We start from the raw sequence: 16810 nt of genomic DNA on the forward strand, positions 1-16810 counted from the left end.
ATCACTCACCGGTCATTTCTGCGGTCATGGCCATCCACCGGGCTTCTTCCCGCTGAGTTCGCATTTGCCAGGCCAGAACCGTAAAGCTCAGCAAACAGGCCAGCAAAGCTGCACCGATCATCTGATGGGCCACCGTCAGCGGCTCCACCTGCAGCCGGTAGCGATAGGTCAAGATGCCGATCCCCACCTGGGCCAACAGCAGGCCGACAGACCCGTGACCCAAGAACTTGAGGAGCCGCGGGATCCGCTTGCGCCTTAGCCCGGTGGCCACCGCCACTGCCAACACCCCAAGGGTAGCCGGAGCCACGCCCAGCAAGTGGCTGTTCATCACCCCGCACAGCTCGCCAGCAGCAAAGCACTGGTGCAAAGCCCATTGAGAAGCCACCAGGGCGCCAAGAAGGCTCTGAACATAGATCAGCAGCACCGCCCCCAAGCCCAGCCAAGGCAGGTAGCCGATAGAAAATGGCCCTTCACCTGGCTGCCCCCGCAGGACAGAGCCCTCAGAACCGGATCTTGTCAAGGCCAGCAATCCCAGGGTGAGCAGCGTGGCAAAGAACAGCAGGCCCGTGCCCAAGTGGGCCGTTACAATGTCAAAGCGCAGCAGCTCCGTCACCGTCAGCCCACCCAGGATCCCTTGCACCAAGACCAGAACAAAAGCCCAGCTCAAGCCCCAGGGCAGCCAAGTAGGCAATGCCCGGCGCTTCAGCCAGGCAAACCCCATCAGAACCAGGGTAGCCAAGCCTATCGCAGAAGCCACCATGCGGTGAAACCATTCCAAAAAGACTTGTAGGTTCATCTGCTGAACAGGCACAAGCTCCCCATAGCAAAGGGGCCAATCCGGACAAGACAGCCCAGCGTTCATGACTCGGGTGGCACTGCCCAGCCCCATCAACAGCCAAGTGGCCACTGCCAGCCCCAGCAGAGCTTGCCCCATGCGCAGGGAAAGCCTGTCAGAAGGCACGGGATCCCGCCGGGAAGAAGGCTGGAATTGAGAGATCGAAGAATCCATCGCAGTTGAGGGCAGAAGATCAAGCCAACAGTTCAAGCAGGCTGTACGGCAGGGATGGGTCGAGCCGACAAAGCCTGGCCGGTTCGGTCTCAACAAGAATGCAAGTTACCCGGCATCCAACCCTAGTCACGAATCTTAAATGCGGTTTTGCGGCTGGCGAAGGCTTTTTAAGAATTTCTTTCTGGAGGCGCACATGCTTCAGCTAGAAACTGCAGGAGCCCCGCCCTGTACCCGTAGGGTCAGGGGCGGGAGGAATGCGGACGATGGATAATCGTGACATGGCCCAAGTCCTGACTATCTCCTGCAAGCTCAAGGTGTCTGCTTCGCAAGCCGTGAAGCTAGAGGCAACCTTGTCGGCTTTTGCACAAGCACTCCTCGCGCCAGCGGGCCGTAGGCCTTACTGGGTCAACCAAAACACACCAGAGAAGGTGGTCAACCCAGTCAAGCTCCAATCTCTCTGCTACCGCGCAATTCGTACCCGCTTTGGGCTATCCAGCAACCTGGCACAACAGGTATGCAGAAGGTTGGCCGCTGCCCGCAAGGTTGCCCAGCAAAAGAATCGTCCGGTCAAAGCGTTCAAGGGCGGCTTTGTTACCTACGATGCCCGCATCTTTTCTTTTCGGGAGAAGGACTGGACGGTATCGCTGACCACCGTTGAGGGGCGGGAACGCTTTGAATTGGCAATGGGCAACTACCAGCAGGGCGTGTTGGCAGGCACCAATCCCAAAGCGGCCACGCTCATCAAGCGCAAAGATGGTTCTTACTACATCCAGATTGGCGTGGAGCACGACCCACCGGAGCCACGAGACACCACCGGGGCGATTGGTGTGGACTTGGGTAGGAGAGATATTGCCCATACTTCTGAGGGGGATAACTGGAATGGACAGCAGTTGAACCAGGTCAGAGACCACTACTCCCGGTTGAGAGCGGCTCTGCAACGCAAAGCCAGTAGGGGCACACGCAGCACTCGGCGCAGGTGTCGGGAGCTGCTGCAACGGCTGTCTGGTCGGGAGAGGCGCTTTCAAACTTGGGTGAACCATCGCATCTCCAAGTCCATTGTTGCTAGGGCACAGGCGACCCACAGCTTTATTGCCTTGGAAGACCTGACTGGAATTAGAGAACGTACCAACCAACAGCCGCCCAGCAAGACGGAGCGGCGGCGGTCAAACAGTTGGGCGTTCTACCAGTTGCGGCAGTTTGTGCAGTACAAGGCCGCCAGAGCAGGAATCCAGGTTGTGGTGGTGCCGCCTGCCTACAGCTCGCAGACCTGCCATCAGTGTTTGTGGATTGGGCAACGGGAAGGGAAGCATTTTCGTTGTGTGAACCCGGCCTGTGGCTGGGAAGGGGATGCGGATTTGAACGGTGCCAACGTGATTGCCCTTTTGGGGGCCGCTGTAAACCGGCCTAGAGGCCCGTGGTTGGCTTGCCAACTGCAGGGCTACCAGAAGCCCGCTCCGTACCGCTTAGCGGTCGGAGCCGGGTAGTTTACGCATCCCTGGGAAATTAGGCCAACCCAGTCTTTTGCCCCTGCCGTCAAATCTCTGTGCCGGAACGGTTTTCCAGAGGGTTTGTCAAACGTGCCCATAGGTCGCCTGGTCGGCCAAGACCTCTGCTAAGGTGCAGAAAGGTTGGGTTCCTCCGCACCGGCATTCGTGAGGTTAAGCTCATGTCCTCTGTGCTGTGGCAAGCCATTGGGTACGCCGGCGGGATCTCGTTGGGGATCCTGACGCTGGTTGCCCTCATTAACTTTCTTTGGCAGCGCCTGGAGCAGCAGGCGGAGAAGGCTGCCGCCCAGCCAGCCGAGCCGACCTCGGCCCCAGAACCTGGCAGTACCTCAGAGGGATCGGCATCAACATGAGCGACAGGGTTCGCGTTCACGTTTGGGTACGCGGGCGAGTGCAGGGGGTGGGGTTTCGCGCCTACACCGAAGCGATGGCCCGCAACGCCGGTGTTGGCGGCTGGGTGCGCAACTTGCGGGATGGGCGCGTGGAGGCCGTTTTTGAGGGATCCCCGGCGGCGGTGGAGGCAATGCTGCGCTGGTGCCAGCAAGGCAGCCCCGGCTCGCAGGTGGAGGCCGTTGAACAGCGTTGCGAGCTGCCCAAGGGCCTCTCCACCTTCGAGATCCGTCCCACCGTTTGAGAGGGAAACCGGCGACATCCCACTAGAATGGGGAAACAGCATTCTCTTTCCGAAGCTATGACGGTTGCTGCCCCTGCCAAAGTGGAATACGAAGCTGTGATTGGGTTGGAGGTGCACTGCCAGCTCAGCACCCGCTCCAAGATCTTCTCCAGCAGCGCGACGGCCTTTGGCGCTCCCCCCAACACCCAAATTGATCCCATCTGCATGGGCCTGCCCGGCACGCTGCCGGTACTCAACGAGAAGGTGCTGGAATACGCGGTCAAGGCCGGCTTGGCCCTCAATTGCACCATCGCCCCCTACAGCAAGTTCGACCGCAAGCAGTACTTCTACCCCGACCTGCCCAAAAACTACCAAATTTCCCAGTACGACCTGCCCATTGCCACCCAGGGCTGGGTCGAGATCCAGCTCAGCGATGGCCGCAGCAAGCGCATCGGCATCACCCGTCTGCACATGGAAGAAGACGCGGGCAAATTGGTGCACGCTGGCAGCGATCGGCTCTCAGGATCCAGCTATTCCCTGGTGGATTTCAACCGGGCGGGAGTTCCCCTCATCGAGATCGTCAGCGAGCCGGATATCCGCACCGGGGAAGAAGCAGCCGAGTATGTGCAGGAGCTGCGCCGCATCCTGCGCTACGCCGGGCTGTGCGACGGCAACCTGCAGGAGGGATCCCTGCGCTGCGACGTCAACATCTCGGTGCGCCCGCTGGGGAGCCAGACCTTCGGCACGAAGGTGGAAATCAAAAACATGAACTCCTTCAACGCCATCCAGCGGGCCATCGAGTACGAGTTCAACCGCCAAGTCAAAGCCGTGGAAGCAGGCAAGCCCATCGTGCAGGAAACCCGCCTCTGGGAAGAAAACAGCCAGCGCACCATCAGCATGCGCAAGAAAGAGGGATCCAGCGACTACCGCTATTTTCCTGAGCCGGATCTGCCGCCCATCCGCGTCACCGAAGCGCAAAAAGCCCGCTGGCAGGCGGAGCTGCCGGAATTGCCCGGCGTGAAGCGGCGGCGCTACCAAGAGGTGTACGGACTTTCGGTGTACGACTCCCGCTACCTCAGCGACGAACGCAACACCGCCGAGTACTTTGAGGCCGTGGTTGCCGCTGGCGCCGACCCGAAGGCAGCCGCCAACTGGATGATGAGCGACATCGCCAGCTACCTCAACACCCACAAGCTGGACTACCCGGACATCGCCCTGAAGCCGGAAACCCTGGCCGAGCTAATCGGCCTCATCGAGCAGGGCGTCATTTCCAGCAAAATTGCCAAGGAGATCCTGCCGGAGCTGCTGGAAAAAGGCGGTTCGGCCCGCGCCCTGGTGGAGGCCAAGGGCCTGACCCAAATCTCCGATGGCAGCCTCTTGGAGCAGATGATCGCCGAGGTGCTGGCGGAAAACCCCGAGCAACTTGAGCAGTATCGGGGGGGCAAAACCAAGCTCTTCGGCTACTTTGTCGGGCAATTGATGAAAAAAACCGAGGGGCGGGCGGATCCCAAGTTGGCCAACGAGCTGCTCCGGCAGCACCTGGACGGCTAACTCCAGGCCTCGGTGAGGGAATAGCCCAGCTCCTGGATCATGCGCCGCAGCAGGGGCAAACTGAGCCCAATGACGTTGCCAGGACACCCCTCGATCCGCTCCACGAACAGGCTGCCCCGACCGTCGATGGCAAAGCAGCCAGCACAATTGAGCGGCTCGCCGGTGGCCACGTAGGCGCGGATCTCTTCGTCGCTGGGCTTGGCAAAAAACACCCGTGTGACCGCATAGTGGACGAGGCGGCGGCTCTGCCTCGTATCAATCAAGGCATGGCCCGTGTAGAGCTCTCCCACTTCGCCCCGCATTTGCCGCAGGCGCCGTTCCGCTTCCAGAGCATTGGCCGGCTTGCCCAGGATCTCGCCACCTAGGTAGAGCACCGAGTCGGCCCCGATAACCAAGACGGGCTGCCGTTGTTGGGCCGCCACCACTTCGGCTTTGGCCGAGGCCAGCTTCTGCACCAGCTCCACCGGATCCGAGCTTTGGATTTGGCTTTCGTCAAAATAGCTGGGTTGAACGCGAAAAGGGATCCGGGCAGCTTCTAACAATTGGCGGCGGGCAGGAGATTGCGAAGCCAGGACAATGGGAGGCAACATCGATTCAATACTCAACTCAAGCCTAGACGTTTGCAGGAGCGAAGTTCGCTCCACTTACCAGTTTCCATTACCCTAGTCAAGGTACGCCCAATAGGCGCTGAAAGGAAACTCTCTCGATCTCTCCCAGCTGGATCCCGTTTGTGACCACCCTACCCTCCCAGGCCCCCCCTCAAGCCGAGCTTGTCCCTGCTGGCCTCCTCCAGCGGTATTGGGGGGATCAAGACACTCCTGAAAGCCGCTGGGTGAACTGGCTGGTGGCGGGGTTGGTTCTTTGTTCGTCTGCCTTTTTTGTGGTACAGACCTACCCCATTTCTCCCCAGGTGCGCCTTGGGCTGGAGCGGTTGGATCGCCTCATCCTCGGCCTGTTTGTGGTGGAGTATCTGCTGCGCTGGGCAGCGGCTCCGCAAAAGCTGCGCTACCTCTTTAGTCTCTATTCGCTGATTGACTTGCTGGCGATTTTGCCTTTTTTTGCCGGGCTGACGGATATTCGCTTTATCCGCCTCTTGCGCTGGTTCCGCATCTTGCGGCTGCTGCGCCTGGTGGAGGGCAAGACCCTATTTGGTCAGGTAATCTCCGCTGACACCCGCATCTTGTTGCGCATCCTTTTTACTCTCTTTGCGATTGTCTTTGTCTACTCTGGCCTCATCTACCAGGTGGAACATCCGGTCAATCCCGGCGCTTTTGCCACCTTTTTGGATGCTTTCTACTTTTCTGTTGTCACCATGACCACGGTGGGGTTTGGGGATCTCACCCCCACCTCTGAGCTGGGCCGGCTGTTGACGGTGCTGATGATCTTGACCGGTGTTGCCCTGATCCCTTGGCAGGTGGGAGAGCTGATCAAGCAACTGGTGAAAAGCAGCACCTCGGTGCAGTGGACCTGCCCAGGCTGTGGCCTCTCCCAGCACGATGAGGATGCCCAGTTTTGTAAGCGCTGTGGCACGCCGCTCTATCCCACGGATTGAGGCCGTTGGCCAATGGGGGGCAAAGACAGGATAGGCTAGGACAGATTGGGCGGAGGATCGGCGATGTGGGCCCACCCTGAGCTAACCATCCCCGGCAAGTTAAATGTGAAGGCGGGAGTGGCGATGCTGGTCGCCGCCATCGCTCTCGGCTGGATCCTCGGCCAGGTTCAGCCGCTGCTGCCCGCTCCGCAAGATTTGCCAGGGATCCCTGCCGAGCCCCTTTCCTGGCAAGAGGTGCCCAAACAAAAGTACGCCTGGCACATCTGCTACGCCTTTTTGGGCAATATGGGGCTGATCAACATCGGCGGCGGGCTGGCCCTGGTGACGCTGGGATCCCGCTTCACAGCCGGGCACCTGTTTTCCCAGATTCTTCTTTTGGGGGGAATGCTGCACCCTGCCTCTTGGGCCTTGGTGGCCCTGACGGGGCTAGAGGAGTGGGGCTGGCTGGGCAACGTTGGGGCGGCGGCAGTGGCGATGGTGGTGCTGGCCCTGTTCGTTCACCTGATCTGGGCCACCTATCGCGCGGCGAAAGCCATCCGAAGGCTGACTCGATCCCGCACCCGCCGTTAGTCCAATTGGGGAAGGCTGCCGATAGGATCCAGGTGCTCAGAGGCATTGGGCAAGAGTTAAGAGGATTCTTGCGGCACTTCTGCGCTTTGATCCGAGCCAACAACCCCAGGCCGGCCCTTTCGGATCCCTTGCACCACGGTCACTGTGAGCAGATGGGAGAGCAAACCCACCGGCCCAGCAAACAAGCACAAAAGCAGAGAGTGAGTTGTCCAAACTCGCTTTTCCCAGCCTTCCAAGAAGATCCAGCGGCCCACAAATAGATCCATCACAATGTAGTGAACCCATCCCGTCGCCATGACCGAGGGCTGGCTGAATAGAGAAGTCAGGCTGTTCAGAGATAGCTGAGGATTGGAAAACTCCTGGAGAGCATTGGCGTTAAATCCGGTAACCAGAAGATAGAGATAAACTGTTGCCAAAAGGGCAATGGGCAAAAGCGACTCCATCACCCTACGGGTCACTTTCCAGCCCGGCAGCAGGATCATCAAAGCCCAAAAAGGCAAAGCAAACCAATTGGCCGCGTTGAAGAGGGTCTCCAGCATATCCAGCAACTCCTGACGCTTGGAAAATGTCTTCACATGTTTGCAACGATGGTGTTGTTGAGCTCCATTTTGAAAACCCAGGCTCTGGAGCGGACAAAAAGGCGGGGCACTCTTGAACCTTGCCTTGAGCCCAGACGGGTCACAGCCGGGCAGACACTGCTTTCCCCAAAGCCAGAGGGATCCCAGCTTCTATTCCGGCTGGCGCAGTCTGGCAGTTGCAATGGCACTGATCGCACGGCCACTGTCGGTGGCGGAAGCAATGCGGGAAATCCGGGATCCCGTATCGGCCATGGCCCAGAAGCTGCCGATGCTTTTGGCCGTAGAGGTGCCCAGGGGAAATTCCACTGCATTAGAGTCCGGGGATTGCTCCTGAGAAGAGATCAACACTGCTGCTTCCCCACCTTGCCCAGCTACTGCTGGAGTGGAAGGTTCCGGCGTGGGCTGAGAGGCTTCTGCTGGGCGGGGAGAAGGTGGCTGCAGCGGCATCTCGCCAGGGAGGGTTTGGGGGGCCTTGCCAGGGGGTACGGGGGGAGCTTGGCCGGCGATCTTTCCCCAGAAAGCTTGGAGGAGTTGCCACATGGCTAAGTTGGCTCCTGAGCGAAAGGGCAGTGAGGAATGGTGCTATCCTGCCATGCTCTGACCTGAGAATCCACTCCCTCTGCAAGCCTTGCTAGAGCAAAGTCATAATGAGTATGATTAAGGAGCTTACCTAGGGAGAAAATTCACCATGGCGCACATTCGCGAGATTCCCCTGGCCAAAATTCGTCGCCCCTTGCCGCGGCAGACGGATCCGGAGAAAGTGCGGGCGCTGATGGCTTCCATCGAAGCAATCGGGCTGCAGGAGCCGATCGAAGTTTTGGAAGTGGAGGGAGAATACTATGGGTTCTCCGGCTGCCACCGCTACGAGGCATTTGTCCGCTTGGGCAAGGAGCGGATCCCCTGTCGGGTGCGCAAGGCGCCGCGTTCTGTTTTGCAGCTACACCTGGCCTGAAAGAGAGTCCGGCTCCTCTTGGGCGCTGTAGCCTCGCTCATAGGCAAAGCGCACCAGTTGCGAGCGATTTTCCAGAGAAAGCTTGCTGAGGATGTTGGTCAGGTGAGTTTGCACAGTGCGCGGGCTGATGAACAGCTTCTCGCCGATTTGCTTGTTGGTGAGGCCGCGGATCACTTCCCGGAACACCCGCTCCTCAGCAGGGGTAAGGGGAAGATCTGCCAAGGTGGGACGGGGGGCAGTTTCGGCTTTGGCCTGGGTTTGCTGCTGGATCAGGCGCAGAATCTCCAACTGGGTGCGGCGGGATCGTTCGATTTGCGCCTCGATCTTGGCCACCAGCTCCAGCGGCTCGAAGGGCTTGATGATGTAGTCGTCGGCTCCCCACTCGTAGCCCTGAACGCGGTCGTCCAACTCGCTGCGAGAGGAGAGAAAGATAAAGGGGACGAGTTCGCCGCCCCGCTGTTGCCGCAGTTGCCGGCAAAACTCGAAGCCATCCATTTCCGGCATCACCACATCCGACACCACCACATCCGGCTGCTCTTGGGCAAACAGGCGCAGCCCTTCTACACCCGAAGTGCCCGTACAAACCCGATAGCCGTGCTGAGTCAAGTGGCGGCTCAGCACCTTTAAAGAGAGGGGATCGTCATCTACGACCAATACGCGCTTCATGATGACTAGCGGGAGAGGCTGTTGAGGAATGACTAAAGAGATGATCTGAGGGCGCTATTCACCTCTTGCCGCAAGTTTAAGTCCAGATAGGATGCTGGCGATCAACTAACCCCTGCCCCATAATAGTCGTTCCAGAAGCAGTCTTGCTGCCGGCTCAGGCGGACTGGGAAATAGGTTTGTTTAGGCTCCCATCCCGGAGTAGCGTTGCAAACCCTTGCGCCACAGCCAGCGGTTGACCAGCCAAAACAGCCCCAGCCAGGCCAGGCCCATGGCAAAACCGCGCGGGATATCTTGTGGGATCCCCACCCAGAGGCCGGCGGGAAAATGCACCAAGTAGGGAAAGGGCGTCCAGGCCAAGACCTGGCGCACCGCCGGTGGAAACACCTCCAGAGGGGCGATCACCCCCGACAAAAACAGGTACACCAAGAAATGAAGCTGCTCCAGAGCCGATATCCGCTCCACCCAAAAGGCCAGCAGCGCCAGGGTGTACTGCATAAGAAAGCGCAGGGCAAAAGCCAACAGAATGGCCAGGGATCCCAGTGCCACCTGTTGCCAAGACGGGATCCAAAAAGCACGGGGGTAGAGCAGAAAAAAGAGGGCAATCAAAGCCACGGTAAAGGGGAGGCGGGCCAGGCGCTCCATCAGGTGGCTGGCGACGTGGTGCCAAGCGGGATCCAGAGGCTGCAACAGACGCGGCGATAACTTGCCTTCGACGACCTCCCGCTCAAAGTCCCAGATCACCCAGGTGATGCTGAACTGGCGCACCAGGAACACGGCCAGAAAATAGCGGCTGAACTCCAGGGAAGAGAGCGAGAAATCTCCTGAACGGGCGGCTTCGCTCCAGAGCCCCATCATGATCAAGGGCAGGGATCCGGCCAACACCCACAGGATCAGCTCCGCCCGGTACTCCAGCATGTAGGCGTAGTAGGCGGCAAAGAGCGCCCTCAGCTTGCGAAAAAAGGCGTTCATTGAGGCTCTGAAGGGGCAAGCGGACATAGAGTGGGCAACAGGCCGGCCAGATTGACCACCGCTCCCACCACGACAATGGCGGGCGGTGCTACAGGCGAGGGCTGACCGGCTAAAGTCTCCAAACGGAGCAGATGAATCTCTTGCTCCGGCGTGGTGCCCCAGCGGATCAGGGCAACGGGGGTGTCGGGAGCTCTGCCGCCGGCCAACAATTCGGCGGCGATGTGGCCGAGGTTGTGCATACCCATGTAGATCACCAAGGTTTCTACGGCCTCGGCTAGGGCGCGCCAATTGACCTGGGGGCGGTATTTCCCTACTGCCTCATGGCCGGTTACGAAGGCAACCGAGGAGCTGAGGTCGCGATGGGTGAGTGGGATCCCAGCATAGGCGCTGGCGGCCATGCCCGCCGTAATTCCCGGCACCACTTCCACCGGGATCCCGGCCTGCACCAGGGCCAGCATCTCCTCGCCCCCCCGCCCGAAGATGAAGGGATCCCCGCCCTTGAGGCGCACCACCACGGCTGCCGTCTGGGCTTTCTCGATCAGCAAGGCCGTGATCTGCTCCTGCGGGAGGGTATGGGCGCCGCAGTGTTTGCCGGCGTAGATTCGTTCTGCTGTGGGTGGGATCAGATCCAAAATGGGGGATCCCACCAGGGCATCGTAGATGACCACGTCCGCATGGGCGAGCAGCGCTTTGCCCTTGACCGTCAGCAGTCCCGGATCCCCAGGCCCTGCCCCCACCAGATACACTTTGCCCATCTCAAATCCCAATAGCTTGTCGGAAATATCTATTCTGCTGGAACAGGACAGTTTTGACCAACCAACCCTACTTCCCGGTCAGACAGGCCGTCTGCAGGGTCTCCTGGATGGCCTGTACCACCTGGGGATCCCGCCAGAGGGGCGGCTCCACCGTAATCTGCAGCAAGGGCCATTCTCGCTGTAGCCGCTGAGCTTGTTCTTGTAAAGCGCGCAGCAGACCGCCCGGAAAAAGAAAAAACGGCAGCACCCGCAGGCGATACTGGCTCAGACGCAGGCAATGGATTACAGCCGCTTCCAGTGTCGGGGGCTGGGCGGCAAAAGCCAGGTGGATGGGAATTCCGGGCAGGCGCTGTTCCAGAGCTTGGATCCCGGCCTGGAGCTGGGCGGCAAATCCCGGCAGGCGGCTGCCATGGCCAAATAGGATCCAGCCGTGGGTCAGTTCCCCCAACCGCTGCGCCGCAACCACGCGAGCCGCCACCAAATCGATCAGGGCTGGGTGCTGGCCGATGGGGGGCGTCAGCAGCAACTGCAGGCGCGGCCAGCGAGCTTGAACCTGCTCCACCGCAGCCGGCAAATCCTCCTCCACATGGGATCCCCCGCCCATAAACAGCGACAGCAGCACCACCGGCCCATCGACTCTATCCAGACAGGAGGCCAATTGTCTGTGAATCTGCTCTGCCAAGGTCAGGGGCTGACCTTCCAACTGGGCCAGCTCCACCGGCTGAGGAGACAGCCGCTGCCGCACCCGGGCCAGCAAATCCGCCGCCGCCTGTTGGTATTCCGGATCCCGGCTGCCGTGACAAACCAAAAACACCAGTGGAGCTAAGGACATGGCAGAAGTCAGGGATCCAGAGGCAACTGTTCTATTTTGCTACTTAGAAAGGTTCCGGCAACGTCTCGCGCCGGATCTGCGCGTATGATTTGATAAAGTACACATCCTTTTTTCAGACTCGTCGGCCCTTTCCCAGGATTTCATGTCATTTGAGAATCGTTCCACCACCCCCGAACTGTTGATCCATGTTTTGCGGGAAGGGTTGACCGAATCTATCCATCATTGCCAAGCGGTCGTGGCCGATAGCCGCGGGCGCTCCCTGGCCATGGCCGGCAACAGCACCACCCCTGTTTTTGCCCGTTCTGCGCTCAAACCTTTCCAAGCGCTGGCCATGCTCTCCACCGGCATCCGCGAGCGCTACCGCCTCAGCGAGAAGGATATCGCCATTATGTGCGGATCCCATCAGGGCACCACGGCCCATGCGCGGCAGGTGTTCAGCATGCTCTGGCGCGCCGACCTGTCTCCCGAGCTGCTGGTCTGCCCCACCCCACCCGGCAAGCCCAGCCCCCTGTGCCACAACTGCTCCGGCAAGCATGCTGGCATGCTGCTAGCAAGCCGCGCCCAGAACTGGACCCTGCCGGACTACGCCCAGCGGCAACACCCCGTTCAGGCCCTGGTGCGGGCTAAGTTGGCGGATCTATTGCAGATGCCTTCGGAAGAGTTTTTGTTTGCCCGCGATGACTGCGGCGTGCCTACCTACCAACTGCAACTGAACCATTTGGCCTCTCTATTTGCCCAACTGACTGCCGGCGAGCGGCCCGACTTGGAGGCCATCGCCCGCGCCATGACCCACCACCCGGAAATGGTGGCCGGACAGGGATGTTTCGATACAGAATTGATGCGGGCTACCCAGGGAGAGCTGGTCAGCAAGTCCGGCGCCGAAGGGATCCAGTGCATTGGGCGCGTCGGAGAGGGGATGGGCCTGGCCATCAAGGTACAGGATGGGGCCGCGCGGGCCAAATATGCCTTGGCTTTGCATCTGCTGCAGCGCATGGGCTGGATCCAACCTGCCGCTGCCGAAATGCTAGGGGAGCGCTTCCTCGCCGTCGGCCCCTACACCCGCCTGGAGGTGGAAGGGGAGCTGCGCATGCCCTGAGCCCTCAGCGCTGAAAGGGATTTTGGTAGGGGTTGGGGCCTTGGCCCTTGTTGCGGTACTTGGGATTGATGGTCAAGGTGCCGGAGCCCAGGCCCCGCTGCGCCAAAAACTCCAGGTTGCGGCGGCGCATGATGGTGTCGTAGTCATCCTTAACGCGATCTTCCAGGATAGCCACCTGCTGCAGCGCGCTCAGCAAAATGGCAGCCGCCTGTTCGGGGCTGTAGCCATTTTGGGAGGCATAGCGCACGGCAAACTCGTCGGCTGCCACCTGGGCCTTCTGGCCTTTCTCTGCTTTACGCAGCAGAAACACCGCCGATGCCGCCAAGCCGGCTGCCAGGCCCACGCCGAGGTTATCCCCCATTTGTAGCTCCACCAAAATGCCCATGCTGCCGGCCCCGATCAAGGCGGGATACAGCAACAGGGCCGACCAGTTATCCCCCAAGGCCAGCTCGGTGGCCATCACCGCTTCCCGTAGAAAATAAATCTTTTGTTGGTCAGGGTTCAGCTTTTGCCAGCGGCTGAGGTCGATGGCGAAGCGGGTGTACTTTTGCCAGGGAAAGCGCCAGAGCGGCTGCACAACCCGAGATTGGTCAGGGGTGCCGATCTCGATCTGCACCTCGGGTCGGATCTCCACCGGGAGAAACTGGATCAGGCGGTCAAAGTCGGAAATGGTGTACATGCTGGCAGGGTGCGGTTATGAGGAGCGGTTGGAGATCATTACTCATACATAGTAAGGGATCCTAGCCTTCCTTGCAGGCTAGCTCCAAGGGAAGCCTTTTGGCGGGAGGGCCGGGGCAGCTGTCGTCCTAGTTTGAGGAGGGATCCCGGCTGGGGTGTTTGAGATCCGTCAAATCGTTGAGGCGGCGCAGGATCCCCCATCCTTGCAGGGCTTCCAGCAGGGCTTCCCGCACAACGGCTACCGTCTCTTGGTCGAGGGCCAGCCGCAGATAATCCACTGCCAGACGGGTTTGCTCGGGCTCCAGGTGACCCATTAAACTCTGCAAGCGGCGAACCCCTGCCAGCCGTTTGAAGGCGTCGGGAGAGGCAATGTCGCTGAGATGGCGCTCCAGTTGAGAACGCTGCCGCTCTTGTCGGCGGCTGAGCCACTCCCCAAACAGCAACGATAACAACGCCAGCGTGGCCAATCCCTGCAAAATAGCGCCGGTGGCCAGCCAACGCTGGTTGGATTCCGCCCAGATGGAAACGAGGGTGTAGGTGCCGAAGGTGGCGGCTGCCCCCGCGCCAACCGCCAGCAAAAGCGAGCGATCCGCCTGTCGCAACCAGGCTTGCCACTCCTGCCAGCGGCGGCTGAACTCGGGGCTGCGCACCCCGTAGAGCCCCAACATGACCGAGGTGCCCACTCCCAGAGAGAGGGCCAGCCGCCCATTCCAAAAGGCCAGCCCCGCCAAGGCCAAGCCCGACAGGGCCAAAACCCGCCATTGCGGCCCCGCTAGGATCCACAGCGCCACTTGGGATCCCGTCTCCATTGCCCCACGCCCCACCCGCTGCAGATACTCTGGCCAGGATCCCTGGCCGGTAGAGGGGCGACCCGATTGATGTTTCACCGCTGGCTACTCCCAAAACTTTGTCCCATCCGGCCTTCTGTAAGGTGGCAAGATGTAGACGCTTTTTTCTAACTACTAATAACTAATAAATTATGCTGGTTGCGTTTCGCCGAGACGACCGAGATAGATTTTCCACCCTTGGGTTTGCAACTGGGCATTTTTCTGCTGTACCGTCTGTTTGAGGCTTTCCCGGTAAGCGATCACCCGCCGCAGCAGGTCGGCATCCCCACTGGCCAAGATCTGCACCGCCAACAGACCCGCATTGTGGCCGTTGCCAATGGCCACCGTGGCCACCGGGATCCCTTTGGGCATTTGCACAATTGAGTACAGCGAGTCTATCCCCTGCAGAGGTTGGCTGAGCACCGGCACCCCGATCACCGGCAGGGGGGTGAGGGAGGCCACCATTCCCGGCAGATGGGCTGCCCCGCCTGCCCCGGCGATGATGACGCGGATCCCTTGGGTATGGGCGCGGCGGGCAAACTCCACCATCGCCTCCGGGGTACGGTGGGCACTGAGGATCTGCATCTGGTAAGGGATCCCAAACTCCTCGCACACCTGGGCGGCGGGTGCAAGGGTGGGCAGATCGGAGTCGCTGCCCATTAGGATGGCCACGAGAGGGGAGGGTTCCATAGGCTGCTGGCCCGGTGTAGCCGATCCATCATCGCATAGCCCAACCCCGTCGAGAGGGGTGGGGGTTCTGCCAACAGGAGCGTGGCATCCCCTTCATCCAGACGGCGCAAACTGGCAAAGAGGGCGCGGGCGGCTGTGTTGGGATCCGAGCCCAAGCATTCCACACTGAAAAGAACTCCTGGCCAGTGGCGGGAGAGGTGGTTTAGCAAAGCCTGGGGATCCGCGGCAAAACTGAGGATGCCCAGGTGGGAATGACCGGTCGCCAGGTGCTGTATCTGTTGCCAATCGCCGGGCTGAAGCTGGGCAAAGGCGGTGGGCAAAAGCCAGAGGGGCTTGCCAGGGGCATAGTGGCTGCTCAGCCGTCCCGGCGCCTCCGGCACTCCAGGGGCCTGTTCCGGGGCCAAGTGGATGGGTAGGCCCAGGTGGGCCTCCAGGGCTTCCAGCGGGATCCCCCCTGGGCGCAGCAGCGTCGGGATCCCTTCCGGGCTGAGCTTAAGCACGGTGGATTCCAGGCCCACGGCACACGCTCCCCCATCCAAGATGTAGGGGATCCGCCCGCCCAGCTCTGCAGCAACCGCTTGGGCTGAGGTGGGGCTGATGCGACCAAAGCGGTTGGCACTGGGAGCGGCCAGAGGGGTTTGTACTGCCTGCAGCAAGGCTTGAGCCACCGGGTGAGCGGGCACCCGCAGGGCAACGGTGGGCAACCCACTGCTCACCAGATCCGGCACAGTGGGGCACTTGGGCAGCACCAGGGTCAGAGGCCCCGGCCAAAAGGTGTCGATCAGGGATCCCAGCCGGGCGCGGGCGGTGGGAGTAAAAGCCGATACATCCACCAGCCATCCCTGCAATTCTTCTAGGGTCACCCCAGCCGGTAGATGTAGGATCAGGGGATCGAAGCGGGGGCGCTCCTTGGCGGCAAAAATACTCGCCACCGCCTGCTCATCCAAGCCATTGCCTGCCAAGCCATAGACCGTCTCCGTGGGCATGGCCACCAACTGGCCCTGTCGCAAGGCGGCAGCCGCTACGGCAATGTGTTCAGAGGTGGGAGAGAGAATTTCCGTTTCCATCCATGAGTTGGATTGGGGGCAAGGGCTAGGACAGATCCATTTTGTTGCTACTTTCAACGCTCACACGAGCCCGATCCAAAGCTGCCATCACTGCCCCCATGGCTCCAGAGCCCAAGAAGCCGGCAGTAGCCGCAGGGTTAGCCAGACCAGCTCTTGCCGAGAGCTCCGGCGGGGGGAACGGGATCCTCAGCGCCTGCAGCCGCTCAACCAGTCGCTCCAACAGCTTTATGGTTCAGCTCCTCAGCCCACTGCGGCAGGTACCCGGAAAAATCCTGTTTTTTGACAAACCGAAAAGGCCCCGACAGGGATCCCCAGATCACTTGATCGGTCTGGGGATCCCGCCCTTGGTCTAAGCTGTGAAAGTAGTCGGCCCCGATCTCAAATTCGCTGTACAGGTAGGTGGTTCTGCCTTTGCGTTCGACAATACAGCCTTTGCCGGGCACGCTGCGGCCCCGATAGCAGGATCCCGTCCATTCCACCTGAGTAATGCAGCCGGGCAAGAGTTCCAACTCGGCTGCTGTCAGGCTGGCCAATTTCTGCAACTCTCGACCGGCACACTTGTAGGAGTCAGGAGCCGTCAGCGCATAATTTTGAATCCGGATCCCTTCTGAGGTCTCGAAGAGGTGGATCACCCGCTGCCGGTAGGGCTGTTCAGGGTAAATATCGTACAGTTGCTCCACATAAAACCCCACCCCCTGCAACACCGACCAAGGCAAGGGGCATTGGTACACATGAATATTGGCGAACCAGACGGGCTCGGCGATCGCCTGTTGTAGGTTATTGAAGTGGCCTGCCATCCAGGTGGCCAGTCGAGCCAGTTGTGGGGAGACGGACATAGGTTTAGATGGGTTTAATGGGTTCAAAAGATGCAGATCGAGGGCTCTCTTTCGCGTCAGCGGG

At 60.3% G+C, this 16810-nt stretch carries 21 protein-coding genes; 8 read left to right on the forward strand and 13 right to left on the reverse strand.

Annotated elements, in window-relative coordinates; all coding sequences use genetic code 11:
* Nucleotide 1: 1 nt before the first annotated feature.
* Nucleotides 2–1009 (reverse strand): COX15/CtaA family protein, encoded by a 1008-nt coding sequence (locus NW851_RS03435; protein WP_414336147.1) that lies wholly within the window; start codon nt 1007–1009, stop codon nt 2–4.
* 278 nt (nt 1010–1287) lie between these two features.
* Here NW851_RS03435 and NW851_RS03440 point away from each other — a divergent pair, with 278 nt between their 5' ends.
* From NW851_RS03440 to gatB, 4 genes are all read left to right on the forward strand, one after another.
* Nucleotides 1288–2493, forward strand: a complete 1206-nt coding sequence (locus NW851_RS03440; protein WP_414337119.1) for an RNA-guided endonuclease InsQ/TnpB family protein — start codon at nt 1288–1290, stop codon at nt 2491–2493.
* 182 nt (nt 2494–2675) lie between these two features.
* Nucleotides 2676–2867, forward strand: a complete 192-nt coding sequence (locus NW851_RS03445; protein WP_414336008.1) for a hypothetical protein — start codon at nt 2676–2678, stop codon at nt 2865–2867.
* The gene (locus NW851_RS03450; protein WP_414336007.1) at nt 2864–3148 is read left to right on the forward strand and encodes an acylphosphatase; all 285 of its coding nucleotides are present in this window, start codon (nt 2864–2866) and stop codon (nt 3146–3148) included. Before NW851_RS03445 ends, NW851_RS03450 begins: the two co-directional genes overlap by 4 nt.
* A gap of 57 nt (nt 3149–3205) precedes the next feature.
* Nucleotides 3206–4678, forward strand: a complete 1473-nt coding sequence (gatB, locus tag NW851_RS03455; protein ID WP_414337059.1) for an Asp-tRNA(Asn)/Glu-tRNA(Gln) amidotransferase subunit GatB — start codon at nt 3206–3208, stop codon at nt 4676–4678.
* Here the strand turns inward: gatB and NW851_RS03460 are convergent.
* Nucleotides 4675–5268 (reverse strand): Maf family protein, encoded by a 594-nt coding sequence (locus NW851_RS03460; RefSeq protein WP_414336004.1) that lies wholly within the window; start codon nt 5266–5268, stop codon nt 4675–4677. The genes gatB and NW851_RS03460 overlap by 4 nt on opposite strands.
* 140 nt (nt 5269–5408) lie before the next feature.
* On the opposite strand from NW851_RS03460, the gene NW851_RS03465 reads away from it, so the two are divergent.
* Entirely contained in the window at nt 5409–6230 is an 822-nt protein-coding gene (locus tag NW851_RS03465; protein WP_414337061.1) for an ion transporter, read from the forward strand.
* Nucleotides 6231–6293: 63 nt separating this feature from the next.
* Complete coding sequence (locus NW851_RS03470) at nt 6294–6800, forward strand: hypothetical protein (RefSeq protein ID WP_414336002.1); 507 nt, start codon at nt 6294–6296, stop codon at nt 6798–6800.
* A gap of 56 nt (nt 6801–6856) precedes the next feature.
* On the opposite strand, the gene NW851_RS03475 is transcribed toward NW851_RS03470, so the two are convergent.
* Nucleotides 6857–7375, reverse strand: coding sequence for an ABA4-like family protein (locus tag NW851_RS03475; protein WP_414337063.1), 519 nt, complete (start codon nt 7373–7375; stop codon nt 6857–6859).
* A gap of 153 nt (nt 7376–7528) precedes the next feature.
* Entirely contained in the window at nt 7529–7918 is a 390-nt protein-coding gene (locus NW851_RS03480; protein WP_414332459.1) for a hypothetical protein, read from the reverse strand.
* Between the two features lie 148 nt (nt 7919–8066).
* On the opposite strand from NW851_RS03480, the gene NW851_RS03485 reads away from it, so the two are divergent.
* Nucleotides 8067–8330: a ParB N-terminal domain-containing protein gene (locus NW851_RS03485; protein WP_414337065.1), complete on the forward strand. Its 264-nt coding sequence runs from the start codon at nt 8067–8069 to the stop codon at nt 8328–8330.
* Here NW851_RS03485 and NW851_RS03490 read toward each other — a convergent pair.
* From NW851_RS03490 to NW851_RS03505, 4 genes are all read right to left on the reverse strand, one after another.
* Nucleotides 8316–8996: a response regulator transcription factor gene (locus NW851_RS03490; RefSeq protein ID WP_414332463.1), complete on the reverse strand. Its 681-nt coding sequence runs from the start codon at nt 8994–8996 to the stop codon at nt 8316–8318. The genes NW851_RS03485 and NW851_RS03490 overlap by 15 nt on opposite strands.
* A 180-nt stretch (nt 8997–9176) precedes the next feature.
* Nucleotides 9177–9965, reverse strand: coding sequence for an ABC transporter permease (locus NW851_RS03495; protein ID WP_414337067.1), 789 nt, complete (start codon nt 9963–9965; stop codon nt 9177–9179).
* Nucleotides 9962–10720 carry a uroporphyrinogen-III C-methyltransferase gene (gene cobA, locus NW851_RS03500; RefSeq protein ID WP_414337069.1) on the reverse strand — a complete coding sequence of 253 codons (759 nt, stop codon included), beginning with the start codon at nt 10718–10720 and terminating at the stop codon, nt 9962–9964. The genes NW851_RS03495 and cobA overlap by 4 nt, the downstream gene beginning before the upstream one ends.
* Before the next feature lie 67 nt (nt 10721–10787).
* Nucleotides 10788–11552 (reverse strand): sirohydrochlorin chelatase, encoded by a 765-nt coding sequence (locus NW851_RS03505; protein ID WP_414332469.1) that lies wholly within the window; start codon nt 11550–11552, stop codon nt 10788–10790.
* 142 nt (nt 11553–11694) lie between these two features.
* On the opposite strand from NW851_RS03505, the gene NW851_RS03510 reads away from it, so the two are divergent.
* Entirely contained in the window at nt 11695–12648 is a 954-nt protein-coding gene (locus tag NW851_RS03510; RefSeq protein ID WP_414332471.1) for an asparaginase, read from the forward strand.
* A gap of 4 nt (nt 12649–12652) precedes the next feature.
* Here the strand turns inward: NW851_RS03510 and NW851_RS03515 are convergent, their stop codons facing one another.
* From NW851_RS03515 to NW851_RS03535, 5 genes are all read right to left on the reverse strand, one after another.
* The gene (locus NW851_RS03515) at nt 12653–13327 is read right to left on the reverse strand and encodes a DUF3318 domain-containing protein (RefSeq protein WP_414337071.1); all 675 of its coding nucleotides are present in this window, start codon (nt 13325–13327) and stop codon (nt 12653–12655) included.
* Between the two features lie 127 nt (nt 13328–13454).
* The gene (locus NW851_RS03520) at nt 13455–14213 is read right to left on the reverse strand and encodes a hypothetical protein (protein WP_414337072.1); all 759 of its coding nucleotides are present in this window, start codon (nt 14211–14213) and stop codon (nt 13455–13457) included.
* 90 nt (nt 14214–14303) lie between these two features.
* On the reverse strand, nt 14304–14843 hold the full coding sequence (gene purE, locus NW851_RS03525) for a 5-(carboxyamino)imidazole ribonucleotide mutase (protein ID WP_414332477.1): 540 nt from the start codon (nt 14841–14843) through the stop codon (nt 14304–14306).
* Complete coding sequence (locus NW851_RS03530; protein WP_414337073.1) at nt 14813–15910, reverse strand: L-threonylcarbamoyladenylate synthase; 1098 nt, start codon at nt 15908–15910, stop codon at nt 14813–14815. Before NW851_RS03530 ends, purE begins: the two co-directional genes overlap by 31 nt.
* Before the next feature lie 203 nt (nt 15911–16113).
* Nucleotides 16114–16746 carry a chromophore lyase CpcT/CpeT gene (locus NW851_RS03535; RefSeq protein WP_414332481.1) on the reverse strand — a complete coding sequence of 211 codons (633 nt, stop codon included), beginning with the start codon at nt 16744–16746 and terminating at the stop codon, nt 16114–16116.
* Nucleotides 16747–16810 lie beyond the last annotated feature (64 nt).

The sequence above is a fragment of the Synechococcus sp. H55.7 genome (genome assembly GCF_047462395.1).
Classification (GTDB): Bacteria; Cyanobacteriota; Cyanobacteriia; order Thermostichales; family Thermostichaceae; genus Thermostichus.

Excerpts from the sequence above, each read along its gene's own strand:
- NW851_RS03505 (WP_414332469.1), bottom strand. The coding sequence starts at position 11,552 with ATGTCCTTAGCTCCACTGGTGTTTTTGGTTTGTCACGGCAGCCGGGAT.
- NW851_RS03535 (WP_414332481.1), bottom strand. The coding sequence starts at position 16,746 with ATGTCCGTCTCCCCACAACTGGCTCGACTGGCCACCTGGATGGCAGGC.
- NW851_RS03495 (WP_414337067.1), bottom strand. The coding sequence starts at position 9,965 with ATGAACGCCTTTTTTCGCAAGCTGAGGGCGCTCTTTGCCGCCTACTAC.
- NW851_RS03490 (WP_414332463.1), bottom strand. The coding sequence starts at position 8,996 with ATGAAGCGCGTATTGGTCGTAGATGACGATCCCCTCTCTTTAAAGGTG.
- NW851_RS03470 (WP_414336002.1), top strand. The coding sequence starts at position 6,294 with ATGTGGGCCCACCCTGAGCTAACCATCCCCGGCAAGTTAAATGTGAAG.
- NW851_RS03480 (WP_414332459.1), bottom strand. The coding sequence starts at position 7,918 with ATGTGGCAACTCCTCCAAGCTTTCTGGGGAAAGATCGCCGGCCAAGCT.
- purE (WP_414332477.1), bottom strand. The coding sequence starts at position 14,843 with ATGGAACCCTCCCCTCTCGTGGCCATCCTAATGGGCAGCGACTCCGAT.
- NW851_RS03460 (WP_414336004.1), bottom strand. The coding sequence starts at position 5,268 with ATGTTGCCTCCCATTGTCCTGGCTTCGCAATCTCCTGCCCGCCGCCAA.
- NW851_RS03445 (WP_414336008.1), top strand. The coding sequence starts at position 2,676 with ATGTCCTCTGTGCTGTGGCAAGCCATTGGGTACGCCGGCGGGATCTCG.
- NW851_RS03450 (WP_414336007.1), top strand. The coding sequence starts at position 2,864 with ATGAGCGACAGGGTTCGCGTTCACGTTTGGGTACGCGGGCGAGTGCAG.
- NW851_RS03515 (WP_414337071.1), bottom strand. The coding sequence starts at position 13,327 with ATGTACACCATTTCCGACTTTGACCGCCTGATCCAGTTTCTCCCGGTG.
- NW851_RS03530 (WP_414337073.1), bottom strand. The coding sequence starts at position 15,910 with ATGGAAACGGAAATTCTCTCTCCCACCTCTGAACACATTGCCGTAGCG.
- NW851_RS03440 (WP_414337119.1), top strand. The coding sequence starts at position 1,288 with ATGGCCCAAGTCCTGACTATCTCCTGCAAGCTCAAGGTGTCTGCTTCG.
- NW851_RS03485 (WP_414337065.1), top strand. The coding sequence starts at position 8,067 with ATGGCGCACATTCGCGAGATTCCCCTGGCCAAAATTCGTCGCCCCTTG.
- NW851_RS03510 (WP_414332471.1), top strand. The coding sequence starts at position 11,695 with ATGTCATTTGAGAATCGTTCCACCACCCCCGAACTGTTGATCCATGTT.
- gatB (WP_414337059.1), top strand. The coding sequence starts at position 3,206 with ATGACGGTTGCTGCCCCTGCCAAAGTGGAATACGAAGCTGTGATTGGG.
- NW851_RS03435 (WP_414336147.1), bottom strand. The coding sequence starts at position 1,009 with ATGGATTCTTCGATCTCTCAATTCCAGCCTTCTTCCCGGCGGGATCCC.
- cobA (WP_414337069.1), bottom strand. The coding sequence starts at position 10,720 with ATGGGCAAAGTGTATCTGGTGGGGGCAGGGCCTGGGGATCCGGGACTG.